This window comes from Seohaeicola saemankumensis (assembly GCF_021021435.1).
In the GTDB taxonomy this organism is placed as follows: domain Bacteria; phylum Pseudomonadota; class Alphaproteobacteria; order Rhodobacterales; family Rhodobacteraceae; genus Seohaeicola.
In genome coordinates, this window is sequence record NZ_JAINWI010000011.1 from 137732 (window position 1) to 151875 (window position 14144).

General features: G+C 61.6%; 13 protein-coding genes. 10 read left to right on the forward strand and 3 right to left on the reverse strand.

Going from position 1 to position 14144, the window contains the following annotated elements:
• Positions 1–143: 143 nt before the first annotated feature.
• The 10 genes from K7H22_RS08960 to K7H22_RS09005 all read left to right on the forward strand — a co-directional run bounded on the left by K7H22_RS08960 (position 144) and on the right by K7H22_RS09005 (position 11124).
• On the forward strand, positions 144–2777 hold the full coding sequence (locus tag K7H22_RS08960; RefSeq protein WP_230800403.1) for a cation:proton antiporter: 2634 nt from the start codon (positions 144–146) through the stop codon (positions 2775–2777).
• A 73-nt stretch (positions 2778–2850) separates the two neighbouring features.
• Entirely contained in the window at positions 2851–3414 is a 564-nt protein-coding gene (locus K7H22_RS08965) for a NifU family protein (protein ID WP_230800404.1), read from the forward strand.
• A 25-nt stretch (positions 3415–3439) separates the two neighbouring features.
• The gene (gene tsaB / locus K7H22_RS08970; protein WP_230800405.1) at positions 3440–4057 is read left to right on the forward strand and encodes a tRNA (adenosine(37)-N6)-threonylcarbamoyltransferase complex dimerization subunit type 1 TsaB; all 618 of its coding nucleotides are present in this window, start codon (positions 3440–3442) and stop codon (positions 4055–4057) included.
• A 7-nt stretch (positions 4058–4064) separates the two neighbouring features.
• Positions 4065–4484 (forward strand): ribosomal protein S18-alanine N-acetyltransferase, encoded by a 420-nt coding sequence (rimI, locus tag K7H22_RS08975; RefSeq protein ID WP_230800406.1) that lies wholly within the window; start codon positions 4065–4067, stop codon positions 4482–4484.
• A 173-nt stretch (positions 4485–4657) separates the two neighbouring features.
• On the forward strand, positions 4658–5653 hold the full coding sequence (locus tag K7H22_RS08980) for a BMP family lipoprotein (RefSeq protein ID WP_230800407.1): 996 nt from the start codon (positions 4658–4660) through the stop codon (positions 5651–5653).
• A gap of 1 nt (position 5654) precedes the next feature.
• Entirely contained in the window at positions 5655–7238 is a 1584-nt protein-coding gene (locus K7H22_RS08985) for an ABC transporter ATP-binding protein (protein WP_230800408.1), read from the forward strand.
• Positions 7238–8332: an ABC transporter permease gene (locus K7H22_RS08990; protein ID WP_230800409.1), complete on the forward strand. Its 1095-nt coding sequence runs from the start codon at positions 7238–7240 to the stop codon at positions 8330–8332. Before K7H22_RS08985 ends, K7H22_RS08990 begins: the two co-directional genes overlap by 1 nt.
• The gene (locus K7H22_RS08995; RefSeq protein WP_230800410.1) at positions 8332–9297 is read left to right on the forward strand and encodes an ABC transporter permease; all 966 of its coding nucleotides are present in this window, start codon (positions 8332–8334) and stop codon (positions 9295–9297) included. Before K7H22_RS08990 ends, K7H22_RS08995 begins: the two co-directional genes overlap by 1 nt.
• 100 nt (positions 9298–9397) lie before the next feature.
• Positions 9398–10336: a sulfite exporter TauE/SafE family protein gene (locus K7H22_RS09000; protein WP_230800411.1), complete on the forward strand. Its 939-nt coding sequence runs from the start codon at positions 9398–9400 to the stop codon at positions 10334–10336.
• The gene (locus tag K7H22_RS09005) at positions 10333–11124 is read left to right on the forward strand and encodes a TIGR02186 family protein (RefSeq protein ID WP_230800412.1); all 792 of its coding nucleotides are present in this window, start codon (positions 10333–10335) and stop codon (positions 11122–11124) included. Before K7H22_RS09000 ends, K7H22_RS09005 begins: the two co-directional genes overlap by 4 nt.
• A 73-nt stretch (positions 11125–11197) precedes the next feature.
• On the opposite strand, the gene K7H22_RS09010 is transcribed toward K7H22_RS09005, so the two are convergent.
• The 3 genes from K7H22_RS09010 to K7H22_RS09020 are packed head-to-tail and all read right to left on the reverse strand — an operon-like array spanning position 11198 to position 14137.
• Positions 11198–11917, reverse strand: a complete 720-nt coding sequence (locus tag K7H22_RS09010) for an SDR family oxidoreductase (RefSeq protein ID WP_230800413.1) — start codon at positions 11915–11917, stop codon at positions 11198–11200.
• Positions 11914–13452, reverse strand: a complete 1539-nt coding sequence (locus tag K7H22_RS09015; protein ID WP_230800414.1) for an ATP-dependent DNA helicase — start codon at positions 13450–13452, stop codon at positions 11914–11916. Before K7H22_RS09015 ends, K7H22_RS09010 begins: the two co-directional genes overlap by 4 nt.
• Before the next feature lie 46 nt (positions 13453–13498).
• Positions 13499–14137: an acyl-homoserine-lactone synthase gene (locus K7H22_RS09020; protein WP_230800415.1), complete on the reverse strand. Its 639-nt coding sequence runs from the start codon at positions 14135–14137 to the stop codon at positions 13499–13501.
• Between the last annotated feature and the right edge of the window lie 7 nt (positions 14138–14144).

Consider the following 14144-nt stretch of genomic DNA (forward strand, 5'->3'; position numbering starts at 1 on the left):
GCAACGCAAGATTGAAGCCTACCGGCCAAAAAAAAAGCGTTGCGTTTGCTGCGCATCACCGCATCGGGCATAATGCAGTGATCACGCAATATTTTGGAAAATAGACCTGTATTTCCCGAAAGGTTTAGGGCTAGCCAACCTGCATGGACATTATCCTTGTCACCACGATCATTGCTTCGCTTTTCCTGTTGATCGGGATTGCCGAGCCTTTGGCGGCAAGGTTGCGCCTGCCCTATAGCGTGATCCTTGCCTTGCTGGGCATTCTGGTCGCCGCCGGAGCCTCGTTTTTTCTGCGGACCGAGCTGACCGACGCGCTGAACCCCGCCGCCGAAGCGATACTGGCGCTGCCGATCCGGTCGAACGTCTTTCTTTACGTTTTTCTGCCGACACTTCTGTTTCAGGTGACACTGGTGATGGACCTGCGCCGTATGATCGACGACTGGGTGCCGATTCTGGTGCTGGCGGTCGTGGCGGTCATCGTCGCAACGCTGGTGATCGGCTATGCACTGTCTTGGACCAGTGCGTTACCCTTGGCGGCTTGTCTGCTGATCGGGGCCATCGTGTCGACCACCGACCCTTCGGCTGTGGTCAGTATCTTCCGCTCGATCTCGGCCCCCAAGCGGCTGGCCCGTATCATCGAGGGGGAAAGCCTGCTGAACGACGCTGCCGCAATTGCGCTGTTCGGCCTGTTCATGAGCTTTGTGATGGCAGGCGTGCCCGATCCGACCCTGCAGGGCGCATTGGCACAGTTCCCGCTGCTGATTGTCGGCGGCCTTTTGGTCGGCTGGATCATGGCGCGGGCGGCGCTTTGGTTGATGATACTGGTCTCGCTGCATGATCTGGCCGTTGTGTCCATCTCGGTGGCGCTTCCCTATCTGTCCTATGTCGCGGCGGAACAGATGTTCGGCGCATCCGGTGTGATCGCAACTGTTGCAGCGGGCCTGACCCTTAACCTGCTGGGGCCAGGACGTCTGCAACCCGGCACCTGGGCCAACCTGCGCGAGGTCTGGGGGCTACTGGCGCATTGGGCAGGGGCGTTGATCTTTATTCTGGCCGCCCTGCTGATCCCGCGCCTGCTGGACGAGGTACGCCTGTCCGATATCGGGCTGGTCGTTGTGGTGATCCTTGCCGCGATCGCGGCAAGGGTGATCATCCTGTTCGGTTTGATGCCGGTTCTGTCGCGGCTGCGCCTTTCGCCTGTTGTCGAACGCCCCTACCGCGTCGCGATTCTATGGGGCGGTTTGCGTGGCGCGGTCACATTGGCGCTGGCGCTGGCGGTCACCGAAAGCTTTCGCATCCCTGTCGAGGTGAAGCGTGTGGTGGGTATTCTGGCCACCGGTTTCACGCTGTTCACGTTGCTGGTGCAGGGGACAACCCTGCGACTGGTGATCCGTCGGCTGGGGCTTGACCGACTGTCAGCGCTGGATCTGGCCCTGTCCAATCAGGTGATCGCCGTTGCATTGCAAAAGGTCCGCGAGGAAGTAGCGACCACAACTGAAAGCTACGAACTGACACGCGAAACCGTCCGCTCCGAGGCCAAACGTTTTGGCGGTCGTCTTGATCGCGCCGTCAAAGCCGCCGAGGAAGGCGACGAGATTTCCGACAAGAACCGCATCACGCTGGGCCTGATCGCCCTGTCAGGTGCCGAGCGCGAGCTGATTCTGGCGCGCTTTCGCGAGCGCGCCATTTCATCGCGCCTGTCGGATCGTATCCTCAGTGACGCGGACCGTCTGATCGAAGCAGCCCGTAGCGATGGGCGCACGGGCTATCAGCGCGCAGCCAAGCGCAGCCTTGGAAACGGGCCGGGCTTCCGCTTTGCCGTTGGCCTTCACAACCGGCTGCGCCTGTCTGGCCCGTTGGGGCGTTTGACAGCTGACCGGTTCGAAGTGTTGCTGACCCAGCGCCTGATCCTGCGCGATCTGCACGGCTTTATCGACACGCGCATCCGGCGTATCCACGGTCGCCGCGTGGCGGACGTGCTGCACGAGTTGTTGGATCGTCGGCTTGAATTGGTGGAGCAGGGTCTGGACGGCATGCGCCTGCAATATCCGGGCTATGCCGAAGAACTTGAGCGCCGATTCATCCGCCGCACCGCTTTGCGGCTGGAAGAGCATGAATATGATACGATGCGGAATGACGGTCTGATCGGCTCGGAATTGCATGTCGCGTTGATTCAGGACGTCGCGGCGCGGCGCAAAAAGGCCGACGAGCGCCCGACACTGGACCTTGCGGTACAAAAATCCGATCTGGTACGCCAGTTCCCGCTATTCTCGGGTCTGGACGAGGCAACCTTGCGCGGACTGAGCAAGGCGCTGGTGACCCGCTATGTCGGCGCGGGCGAGAAAATCATCCGCCGCGACACACCCGCGCGCAACGTGCATTTCATCGCCTCCGGCGCTGTCGAATTGCAGGCCGCAGGCCAGACATGGCGTCTGGGGCGCGGCGAGATGTTCGGGCAGATGGCGATTCTGATGCAAAAGCCGCGCCGGACCGAGGTGACAGCCATCGCCCCCTCCAGCCTGCTGATGCTCGACGAGGCGCGGTTCCGTCGCCTTTTGAAGCGCAGCAAGCTTTTGCAGCGTGCAGTGATCGACAGCGCCACGCGGCGCGGTCTTGATCCGGTGCAAATCCTTGGCGAGGTCGGGGTAAGCATCGAGGTCACAGCCCCACCGGTCGGGACCGGAACGCAAGGGGTTAATCAGACCGGTTTCGCAAAGGAACCGACAGAGGACACAGCGGCTGCACATCCCGACAACCGCAGGTCCGACACAGTTTAGAATCGTTCCAAACCTTGACACCAAGCCTTGGCGGGCGCATATCATGGGGCAAGCCATGAAAGGTCTATCTGCGATGTTTATTCAAACCGAATCCACGCCGAACCCGGCAACGCTGAAGTTCCTGCCCGGCCAGACCGTGCTGGAAATGGGCACGGCCGATTTTCCCAGTGCTGACGGGGCATCGACCTCGCCACTGGCCACGCGGCTTTTTGCTGTCGATGGCGTTTCGGGGGTGTTTTTCGGCACCGATTTCGTCACCGTAACCAAGACCGCGGAAACCGAATGGGATCATATCAAGCCAGCCCTGCTGGGTGCGATCATGGAGCATTTCCAGTCGGGGCAACCGGTCATGGGCGCTGGTGCCAAAGCCGTGTCGGGCCACGCAGATCATGAGGGTCCAGATTCGGTTATTGTCGGTCAGATCAAGGAATTGCTGGATACGCGTGTGCGGCCGGCCGTAGCGCAGGATGGTGGCGATATCACGTTCCACGGCTTTGACCGTGGCGTTGTCTATCTGCATATGCAAGGTGCCTGTGCGGGTTGCCCGTCATCCACATTGACGCTGAAAATGGGAATCGAGAACCTGTTGCGCCACTATATCCCCGAAGTGACCGAAGTGCGGCCCGTCGCTGTCTGAGTCAAACACAGACCAAGAGGCTGATGTGACGTCCCAAACCCCTGTTATTCTTGCTTTTGATACATCGGCCGCGCATTGCGCGGCCGCTTTGCTGCGTGGCACCGATGTCGTCGCGGCCGCGTCTGAAGAGATGGGACGTGGTCAGGCAGAGCGGCTGATGCCGTTGCTGGACGAGGTGGTGAAAAACGCGGGTTTAGACTGGTCCGATCTGACCGCCATCGCCGTAGGGATCGGGCCGGGCAACTTTACCGGCATCCGCATCTCCGTCTCGGCGGCGCGCGGGCTAGCACTGGCGCTGAACATTCCGGCGGTCGGGGTCAGCACCTTCGACGCGATATCGGCCAGTGCGACGCTGGCGCATCTGGCCGTTGTGCCTGCACCGCAAGACAAGGTCTATATTGCGCCCGTCGGGTCAGGACCCTCCCTGACCAGCATGGGCGAGGCCCATGATTTCGGCCTGCCACTCGCCCTGCCCCCGGCGCCCGCCGATCTGGTTGTCGCGATGGCAGGCGTTGCCCACAGGCGCATTCTGGCGGGCGTACCGCTAAGCGCGCCTGCTCCGCTCTACATACGTGCAGCAGATGCCGCGCCAGCGCGGGACGCGGCGCCCGTCATGTTGCCCGACGATGACGACGGACAGTGACGGCCACATGCCCCCCGATGCGGACACCATGGCGCGCGTCCATGCAGCGGCCTATGTGCTTGACCGACCTTGGACCCTTGCGGAATTCAGTCAGCTTGTCCAAAGCCCGCATGTCCTGAGACTGGGCGATTCACGCGCCTTTGTTCTGGCCCGCATCATCGCCGGCGAAGCCGAAATTCTAACCATCGCCACCCATCCCGACCACCGCCGGAACGGGCTTGCGCTGCGCCTGCTGGAGCAGTTTCACGATTTGGCGCGCAACCGTGGCGCCACCACCGCTTTTCTGGAGGTTGCTGCGGACAATCACGCAGCGCTCACCCTCTATCAAGGCCGCGGATACAAACAGGTCGGGACGCGCCGCGGCTATTACGAGCGCCCCCGCGGACCCGCCGCCGATGCGTTGATCATGCAGCGCCCGCTGACCTGACGTCAGGCCGTGCAGCGGCTTCATTTCCGCGTCAACGGCTCTGTTCAGGACCAGTTTACTGTTGACCGCCCCACTCTGCTGCGGCCTAAATCGCGTAGGACCTCAACAATCCGACCATTTGACGGGGTGCGACCTCAACCAGCACCGCCGCTGCCAATAACTGGGAGACCAAGATGAACCTCAAACAGACATTCCTCGGAGCCGTGGCCGCAACAGCCCTTACAGCGGGCGCAAGCTTTGCCGAGCCGGCACTGATTTTCGATCTTGGCGGCAAGTTCGACAAAAGCTTCAACGAAGCCGCGTTCAACGGCGCACAGCGTTGGGCAGAAGAAACCGGCGGCACCTATCTGGAAACCGTGATGCAATCCGAAGCGCAGCGCGAACAGGCCCTGCGCCGTTTCGCCGAGGCAGGCGCCAACCCGATCGTGACCACCGGTTTCGCCATGAGCGATCCTATCGCACAGGTCGCACCCGACTATCCGGACACCAAATTCGTGACCATCGACGGCTATGTCGACGCGCCCAACGTCAAGGTGATCGGCTTTACCGAACATGAAGGTTCCTATCTGGTAGGCATGATGGCCGCGATGGCATCGCAGTCCGGCACTGTGGGCTTCATCGGCGGAATGGACGTCCCGCTGATCCGCAAATTCGCCTGCGGCTATGCCCAGGGCGTCAAAGCTGTCAGCGAAGACATCAACATCATCGCCAACATGACAGGCACCACGCCTTCCGCGTGGAACGATCCGGTCAAAGGGTCCGAACTGACCCTGTCCCAGATCAGCCAGGGCGCGGATGTCGTCTATGCCGCTGCGGGTGGCACGGGCGTTGGCGTTCTGCAGACTGCCGCAGACGAAGGCATCCTGTCGATCGGCGTGGACAGCAACCAGAACCACCTGCATCCGGGCAAGGTTCTGACATCCATGCTCAAGCGCGTTGATGTGGCTGTCTACAACGTGATGATGGCCGGTGCCGATCTGGAGCCGGGCATCGAAGTTCTTGATCTGGCAGCAGAAGGCGTGGGCTATGCGCTGGACGAAAACAACGAGGCACTTGTGACACCCGAGATGAAAGCCGCCGTGGACGATGCACGCGCCAAGATCATCGCGGGCGAGATCTCGGTGCATGACTACTCTTCGGATGACAGCTGCCCGGTTTTAACCTTCTGATATGAGACAGGACGATGCAGACGGGGCGCGGCAGGCAACTGCCGCGCCCGGCTCGCACCTGCCCGCAATCGAATTGCGCGGCATTTCCAAAGCCTTCGGGCCGGTGCAGGCAAACAAGGACATCTCGATCCGCGTCATGCCCGGAACGATCCACGGCATCATCGGCGAGAACGGCGCGGGCAAATCTACGCTGATGTCGATCCTCTATGGTTTTTACAAAGCCGATGCGGGCGAGATTTTCATTGGCGGCCAGAAGACCGCCATTCCCGACAGTCAGGCGGCCATTGCCGCGGGCATCGGCATGGTCTTCCAGCACTTCAAGCTGGTCGAAAATTTCACAGTGCTGGAAAACGTCATTTTGGGGGCCGAAGATGGCCGCCTGCTGCGCCCCAGTCTGGCCAAGGCTCGGGCCGCGCTGAAGTCGCTGGCCGAGGAATACGAGTTGAACGTCGATCCCGATGCAGTGATCGAGGATATCGGTGTAGGACAACAGCAGCGCGTCGAGATCCTCAAGGCGCTTTACCGTCAGGCCGATATCCTGATTCTGGACGAGCCGACCGGCGTTCTGACACCCCCCGAGGCCGATCACCTGTTTCGTATCCTGCGCAACCTGCGGGCCGAGGGCAAAACCATCATCCTGATCACCCACAAGCTGCGCGAGATCATGGAGATCACCGATACCGTCAGCGTCATGCGGCGCGGCGAGATGACAGCCACCGTCAAGACTGCCGAAACCAGCCCGGAAGAGCTGGCGGAACTGATGGTGGGGCGCAAGGTTCTTCTGCGGGTCGAGAAAACACCCGCCGTTCCCGGCAAGCCGGTGCTTGAGGTGGAAGACCTGCGCGTGACCGATAGCAGCGGTGTTGAACGTCTGCGCGGCGTGTCCCTGAACGTGCGCGCGGGCGAGGTGCTGGGGCTGGCAGGTGTTGCCGGAAACGGGCAGTCCGAACTGCTGGAAGTGCTGGGCGGCATGATGCAGGCCACAGGCAAGGTACGTGTGAACGGCCAGCCCATCGACCTGTCCGGCCCACATGCTGACGGGCAAAGCCGCCGCAACGCAGGCATCGCCCATGTGCCCGAAGACCGGCAGCGCAAAGGGCTGATCATGGATTATGCCGCATGGGAAAACAGCGTATTCGGCTATCACCGTGACCCTGCGATCCAGCGCGGCCCGCTGATGCGGAACGCCGCCATCCTGGATCACGCGGAAACCCAGATGCAGCGCTTTGACGTGCGCCCGCCGAATCCGCGCCTTGCGGCCAAGAATTTCTCTGGCGGCAACCAGCAAAAGGTGGTGCTTGCGCGCGAGATCGAACGCGGCCCCGATCTGCTGCTGATCGGTCAGCCGACGCGGGGCGTCGATATCGGCGCGATCGAATTCATCCACCAGCAGATCATCGCCCTGCGCGATGCGGGCAAGGCGATCCTTCTGGTCAGTGTGGAACTGGACGAGATTCTGGCGCTGTCTGACCGGATTGCCGTGATCTTTGACGGCCGAATCATGGGCGAATGCGCCGCAGATACGGCCAGCACCCAGGAACTGGGTCTGATGATGGCCGGTATATCAAGCGGAAAGGCAGCCTGATGGAGCGGATGCCGAAATGGGCCGATGTGGTGCTGATCCCGCTGATCTCGCTGCTGCTGGCGGCTGTGATCTCGGCCATTGTGATCCTTGCGATCGGGGAAGACCCGATCAACGCCGTACAACTGATGGTCAAGGGCGCGCTGGGGTCAACCTATGGCTGGGGCTACACGCTTTATTATGCGACCAACTTCATGTTCACCGGACTGGCAGTGGCCGTGGCCTTTCACGCGCGGCTATTCAATATCGGTGGCGAGGGGCAAGCCATGCTGGGCGGCCTGGGTGTAGCCCTTGTCTGTCTCTATCTGCCTTGGCCGCATTGGTCGCTGGCCCTGATCGCAGCCGCCCTTGGCGCTGGCCTGTTTGGCGCGGCCTGGGCCTTTCTGCCTGCGATCCTGCAAGCCAAACGCGGCAGTCACATCGTGATCACCACGATCATGTTCAATTTCATCGCCGCCGCCTTCCTGAACTACCTGCTGGTCGGCGCACTGAAACCGCGCGGAGCGATGGACCCTTCCACCGCGCGTTTTCCGGAAGCGACCAACCTACCCAGCCTGCATGACATTCTGGCACCTTTGGGCATCGGCTTTTCAAAGGCGGCGCCTGCAAATATCGCGTTTCTTGTGGGCGTTCTGGCCTGCGTGCTGGTATGGTTGCTGATATGGCGCACAAGGCTTGGCTACGAGATCCGCGCCTTTGGCCATTCCGAACCCGCAGCCCTTTATGCAGGGATCAGCCCCACAAAAATCACGGTTGTCACCATGATGATCTCAGGCGCGCTGGCGGGGATGATGGCGATCAACAACGTCATGGGCGAAGCCGAACGGCTGGTTCTGAACGCGACCGAGGGCGCAGGCTTCATCGGCATCGCGGTGGCCCTGATGGGACGCAGCCACCCGTTCGGAGTCTTTCTGGCGGCGATCCTGTTCGGGTTTCTCTATCAGGGCGGTGCGGAGCTGTCTCTCTGGACGAATATCCCGCGCGAACTGATCATTGTCATTCAGGCGCTGGTGATCCTGTTTACCGGCGCGCTAGACAATATGGTGCGCCTGCCACTGGAGCGGATGTTCATGGCATTCCGGCGCATGGGGGCCTGATGGAACTGCTGACTGTCCTGCAGGTGCTGGATTCCACTGTGCGCCTGTCCACGCCCCTGCTACTGGCCTGTCTGGCAGGCCTGTTCAGCGAGCGTGCAGGGATTTTCGATATCGGGCTGGAAGGCAAGATGCTGGCGGCCGCATTTTTCAGCGCCGCCATTGCCGCCGTGACAGGGTCCGTCTGGATCGGGCTGGGTGCGGGGATCACAGCCTCGGTCGCATTGTCATTGCTGCATGGTCTGGCCTCGATCACCTTCAGGGGCAACCAGTTGATTTCCGGTGTGGCGATCAATTTTCTGGCGGCAGGCATGACGGTTCTGATTGCACAGACGTGGTTCCAGCAAGGCGGGCGCACCCCGGCCCTGATCGGCGGCGGCCGTTTCAACGGCGTTGTCCTGCCCGGCGCCGAGGCGCTGCGCGATGTGCCGGTGATCGGCCCGATCTATTATGAGCTGATCTCGGGCCATTCGATCCTCGTCTATGCCGCCTTTGCCTGTGTGCCCCTGACATGGTGGGTCTTGTATCGCACCCGCTTTGGCCTGCGTCTGCGTGCCGTGGGTGAAAACCCCGAGGCCGTGGATACCGCAGGTATCTCTGTCACGCGCCTGCGTTTTGCCGCGGTAGTGATCTGTGGTCTTCTTTGCGGGATCGCCGGGGCCTATCTGGCAACAGCATTGCAGGCAGGCTTCGTGCAGGACATGACGGCAGGGCGCGGCTTTATCGCGCTGGCGGCCCTGATCTTTGCCAAATGGCGGCCGTGGCATGCACTGTATGCGACGCTGCTGTTCGGCTTTCTGCAGGCGATCGCGCTCAGGAACCAGAACCTTGATCTGGGCTTTGTCACCCTGCCCGCACAGGCGATGGACGCGCTGCCCTATATCCTGACCGTGGTGATTCTGGCCGGTTTCGTCGGCAAGGCCGTCCCACCCCGCGCAGGTGGCCAGCCCTACGTGAAAGAGCGCTGATAGCGGGCGATAGGTCCAGTTTCGGGCTCCAGATCAGACCTGACAGGCAATCCGGCGCGCTCGGCTTGCCTTTTTAACGCTGGCCGCGCTAGGGATAGTCATGCAGATCTACCTCCCTATCGCCGAAGTCTCGATCAACGCCTATCTTCTGCTCGGTCTGGGCGGAATTGTCGGGCTGTTATCCGGTATGTTCGGCGTTGGCGGCGGGTTTCTGATGACGCCCTTGTTGTTCTTCATCGGTATTCCGCCTGCCGTAGCTGTAGCCACTGGCACGACGCAGATCGTGGCCTCGTCGGTTTCGGCCTTTCTGGCGCATCTGCGGCGCAAGACCGTTGACATGCGGATGGGCACGGTGCTGCTGGCGGGCGGCATGGTCGGCGCAGGCCTTGGCGTTCTGGTCTTCAACATCCTCAAGGCCCTGGGGCAGGTCGATCTACTGGTCACGCTGTTCTACGTGTTCTTTCTGGGCACGATCGGCACCTTGATGTTCATCGAAAGCCTGCGCGCCATCCAGCGCGCGCGCAAGGCCCGCAAGTCCGGAGGCCCCATGCCCGCCACGAAACGGCGACATCGCAACTGGGTTCATGTCCTGCCTTTCAAGATGCGCTTTCGCACTTCGGGTCTCTACATCTCGGTCATTCCGCCGCTGATCATAGGGGTCGGCGTGGGTATCCTGACCGCGATCATGGGCGTGGGCGGCGGCTTCATCATGGTCCCTGCGATGATCTATCTGCTGGGCATGCCGACCAAGGTTGTGATCGGCACATCGCTGTTCCAGATCATCTATGTCACCGCCTTCACGATGATGCTGCATGCGGTGACCAACCAGACAGTGGATGTGGTGCTTGGCGTGCTGCTGTTGCTGGGTGGCGTGATTGGCGCGCAGTTCGGCGCAAGGATCGGTGTCAAGCTGAAGGCCGAGCAGTTGCGTATCCTGCTGGCGATCCTCGTGCTGGCGGTTGCGGGCAAGTTGGCGCTGGATCTGTTGCTGGTCCCGTCCGAGCTTTACTCCATAGGCGAACGCGGAGGGCAGGGATGAGCCGTCTTCGCAGCATCACCGCCGCTTGTCTGACGCTGCTGGTGGCATTGCCCCTGCTGGTCCTGCGACCCGCCACAGCGGAACAGGTGGTCATGGGGCTGAGCCAGAGCAGCATCTCGATCACCACGAATTTCGAGGGGTCCGACATTCTGATTTTCGGAGCAATCAAACGCGAAACCCTCATCCCCGACGGCGAGATCGACGTGATCGTCACCATCGCGGGCCCGTCAGAAACCTATACTGTCTGGCGCAAGGCCAAGCGGATGGGCATCTGGTTGAATACCGAAGCTGTCGAGATCGACGCGGCACCGTCCTTTTACGCCGTTGCCGCAAGCGGTCCTTTGGAGAGCGTGCTATCGCAGACCGAAGACCTGCGCCATCGCATCTCGATCCCGCTTGCCATCCGCTCAGTCGGCGCACCGGAAACCATCGGCGACGCGCAAAGCTTTACCGACGCGCTCATCCGCATCCGTATGAAAAACGGCCTCTATTCCCTGTTGGAAAACGCAGTAGAGGTGCAGGAGCAGACCCTGTTCCGTAGTTCGATCAGGTTACCGGCCAATCTGACCGAAGGGGCTTACCGCACGCGGATCTACCTGCTGCGCGGGGGTGACGTCGTTGCGAATTACGAGACCAGCATCGACGTGCAGAAAGTCGGTCTGGAACGCTATCTCTACAGCCTTGCCCATGAACAGCCGCTGATCTACGCGCTGATGGCACTGGCGCTGGCGGTTCTGGCAGGTTGGGGCGCCTCGGCCTTCTTCCGGTTGGTGCTACGGCAGGGATAAATGCGACAGGCACTATGTGCTGCAATTGCTGCGCCATGGATATTTGAAGCAAGAAGAAGCAGCTTGCGCGCGATCAGCCGCGACCGATAAACGGCATTTTGGTCGCCATAATGGTCATGAACTGCACATTCGCCTCTGGTCCAAGCGAGGCCATCTGCACCACCGCGCGCGCCACATCAGCGACATCCATCGTGGGCGGCGGCGCATCGGGATTGGCGGCGATGATCCCTTCCAGCAATTCGGTGCGCGCATTGCCGATGTCGATCTGGCCGCAGGCGATATCATAGTCGCGCCCGTCCAGGGACAAGCTTTTTGTCAGGCCAGTGATGGCGTGTTTCGTCGTGGTATAGGCGATAGAACCGGGGCGCGGCGCATGGGCCGAGATCGAGCCGTTATTGATGATCCGCCCACCTTGGGGGGTTTGCTGCCGCATCTGGCGAAAGCCCGCGCGGGCGCACAGAAACATACCGTGCAGGTTCACATCGACCACCTGCCGCCATTCATCGACACCAAGTTCGTCAATCGGTGCTGCCCGCCCGAAGCTGCCTGCATTGTTGAACAGCACATCAAGCCGCCCCGCCTGCGCGACGAAATTGTCGAAAGCGGCATCAACCGCAGCGGGATCGGTCACATCGCAAGGCAGGACCACCGTGCGGGCATGGCCTGCCGCCACCGCCTCAAGCGCCTCGACGCGGCGTGCCAGCAGGCCCACGGTCCAGCCCGCGTCGAGAAAAGCGTGCGCACAGGCGGCTCCAATCCCTGCACTGGCGCCGGTGATGATGATGGTTTTCATAGCTCTCCCTCCTCTTGCATCTGAAGGCTGAGCGCGGGTGCGGTCTGCGCCTTCAGATCATCGACCCTGAGAAGCCCTGACGGTTTCGACAGCCGGTTACGCACCACCCAGTAAAGCCGCTCTTGTGCGCGCGTGATCGCTACATAGGCCAGACGTTTCCACAAGGGCTGCCCCGCTTCGGACCTGCCCATGCGGGCGGCTGCATATAGATCGGGGGCGAAAACCTGCACGTTTTCCCACTGGCTGCCCTGCGCCTTGTGGATCGTGACTGCCGCCCCGTGCAGGAAGGTCGCGCCCATCTTGGCCGCATAGGGGATGAACGGCTCTTCCTCGTCGGGCTTCTCGATCTTGACGATCGAGGCCGCGTTGACCTGCGGGTCTTCCGCCCCGATCACATGCAGACGCGAGAAACCTGGTTTCTTGCCTGGCCCCAGATAGATCACCTGCGCCCCCTTGATCAGGCCTCGCGCCTCAAGATCCAGCCGTTTCTTGCGGTGCTTCAAAGGCAGTTCCAGTCCGTCACAAATCAGCGGCTCGCCCTCCAGCAGCGCATCTTCGGGCGCGCCATGTACAGCGCGAAAGGCATGAATCAGCCGGATGCGCGTGGCATTGCGCCAGACCAGAACAGGGCTGCGCGCCATCAGATCGACCTCGACCCGCTGGCCCCATATCACGCGGTCGTCGCGCAACGCCGCCTGTTCGACCATACGTTCAAAATCCTCGAATGTCAGCGAGGGATCAGCCAGCGCATGGGCCAGATCGAGGATCGGGTTATCCGCTTCTTGCCGGTGAATACGGCTGAGTTCCAACCTTGCGGGTGCGGGCAGACTGTCAAAGACCATACCGCCCGACTGGTTGATCGGCGCCAACTGCGCCGGATCGCCGAACAGCAGAAGCGTCGGAAAGATATCCTTGAGGTCAGTGAACTGCTTTTCATCCAGCATCGAGGATTCATCGACAAACCCGATATCCAGCGGTTCCTCGCGCCGTTTCCAGCCGGTAATGAAATCGGACCCGCGCAAGCCTGCTGCGGCCAGCGCACCGGGAATGGACTTGTGAATCTGGTAAAATGCCAGGGCACGGTCCAGCAGCAGATCGGTCAGCCCTTCGATTTCGGGACGCTCGCCATTGCCTGCAAGCCATTCCGCGACGCGCTCATATTGCGGATCATAGACCGGCGTATAGATGATCCGGTGGATCGTGGTCGCCGGCACGCCCCTGTTCCGCAGAACCGAGGCGGCTTTGTTCGTGGGCGCCAGGATTGCCAGCGTGCGCCTGTCCTTGCGCCGCTTTCCCTCGTAATCGCCAGAAACCAGTTCCACACCCGCCGCCTCGAGCGCGCGGGTCAGTTCTGCCAGCAGCAGCGTCTTGCCTGAACCGGCCTTGCCGATCACCGCCAAAACACGCGACGCGCCTTCAGTTGGAGGGGACAGGAGGCCATCGTCCAGATCGACGCCAACACCGCGCAAAGCAGCCGCGATACGGTCATAGGCTTCGGCCTGATCGGGGGAGAATGTCACGGCGGGCAAGGTCATGGCCGGACCCTACAGCCGCCCCGCGCCAAGAGCCAGAGGTTACGGGTCACGCGGTGCGGGCAAGCCCCGCATCAGTCGCGTCCCCAAAGGCGCGCCGATACCACAGATCGGACAATGCGGATGACAAACGCGCGCGCCGCGCCACCCTTGTCCGCGCTTCGGGCGTCAGCGACCACAGGCCCAGTCTGACCTTGTCGCGCCCCTCACCGGCATGTCCCAGAATGTCGGGGCAGGCCCCGATCCGACGATAGATCCGCTCCATATTGGCATCGAAGACGCCCACAAAATGTCGTAGGCCCTGCCGCTCCAGCAACTCACCCCCTGCCAACATCAGCGCGGCGGCAACATGCGGACCCGCGCCGGGCGCCAGACAGAAGCGGGTGCATTCCCAGATCGCCGGATCATACAGGGGCGCGCCTTTGTTCAGGTGCAAGAAATGCTCGTTCACCATGCAGCGCCCTGTTGTCGGCAGGAACCGCATCGAGCCGCCATGACAACCGTCAGGCCGCTGCCAGATGACATAAAGCGGATTCAGCGCATCATATTGGTCCTGCTCGAACCCCGCATCATCAACTGCCACCGCCCAGCCCAACCTGTCCGAGAATTGCGCGGCGCGGTCACGCAGCATGGTCGCACGCAGTTTGGGATACTTCACCAAATCCTGTCCCGTTACATAGCGCAGCATTGCAGAC

Bases quoted from the DNA above. Each gene is read 5' to 3' on its own strand.
- K7H22_RS08960 (WP_230800403.1), top strand. From the start codon at position 144: ATGGACATTATCCTTGTCACCACGATCATTGCTTCGCTTTTCCTGTTG.
- K7H22_RS08965 (WP_230800404.1), top strand. From the start codon at position 2,851: ATGTTTATTCAAACCGAATCCACGCCGAACCCGGCAACGCTGAAGTTC.
- rimI (WP_230800406.1), top strand. From the start codon at position 4,065: ATGCCCCCCGATGCGGACACCATGGCGCGCGTCCATGCAGCGGCCTAT.
- K7H22_RS08980 (WP_230800407.1), top strand. From the start codon at position 4,658: ATGAACCTCAAACAGACATTCCTCGGAGCCGTGGCCGCAACAGCCCTT.
- K7H22_RS08985 (WP_230800408.1), top strand. From the start codon at position 5,655: ATGAGACAGGACGATGCAGACGGGGCGCGGCAGGCAACTGCCGCGCCC.
- K7H22_RS08990 (WP_230800409.1), top strand. From the start codon at position 7,238: ATGGAGCGGATGCCGAAATGGGCCGATGTGGTGCTGATCCCGCTGATC.
- K7H22_RS08995 (WP_230800410.1), top strand. From the start codon at position 8,332: ATGGAACTGCTGACTGTCCTGCAGGTGCTGGATTCCACTGTGCGCCTG.
- K7H22_RS09000 (WP_230800411.1), top strand. From the start codon at position 9,398: ATGCAGATCTACCTCCCTATCGCCGAAGTCTCGATCAACGCCTATCTT.
- K7H22_RS09005 (WP_230800412.1), top strand. From the start codon at position 10,333: ATGAGCCGTCTTCGCAGCATCACCGCCGCTTGTCTGACGCTGCTGGTG.
- K7H22_RS09010 (WP_230800413.1), bottom strand. From the start codon at position 11,917: ATGAAAACCATCATCATCACCGGCGCCAGTGCAGGGATTGGAGCCGCC.
- K7H22_RS09015 (WP_230800414.1), bottom strand. From the start codon at position 13,452: ATGACCTTGCCCGCCGTGACATTCTCCCCCGATCAGGCCGAAGCCTAT.
- K7H22_RS09020 (WP_230800415.1), bottom strand. From the start codon at position 14,137: ATGCTGCGCTATGTAACGGGACAGGATTTGGTGAAGTATCCCAAACTG.